The organism is Flavobacterium sp. FlaQc-52, assembly GCF_044007495.1.
Lineage (GTDB): Bacteria > Bacteroidota > Bacteroidia > Flavobacteriales > Flavobacteriaceae > Flavobacterium > Flavobacterium cupriresistens.
On sequence record NZ_JBIPCV010000053.1, the window covers coordinates 1 to 267 of the forward strand.

The following is a 267-nucleotide window of genomic DNA, read 5'->3' on the forward strand; positions in this document are numbered from 1 at the left end:
GTGGAAGATGACCACGTTGATAGGCTATAGATGTAAAGGCAGTAATGTCATAGTCGAGTAGTACTAATAATCCGTAAGCTTATGTACACCCTTTTCCCCACACTTCGGTGTGGGGAAGAAACTTTCTCCCTTCGACTAAGGTCAAGGACTTTTTTATATTCTTTATCTCAGTATGTTAAGATATTGTTGCAATTATTTAATTATTAATTATAAATTTTTAATTAATTGTACGTTACCTCAAGTAACAACGACCTTAAGGTGGTTATT

General features: G+C 34.1%; 1 rRNA gene. It reads left to right on the forward strand.

The features are described 5' to 3' along the window. Positions 1-87, forward strand: a 23S ribosomal RNA gene (locus ACHRV5_RS22475); the annotation flags it as partial. Between the last annotated feature and the right edge of the window lie 180 nt (positions 88-267).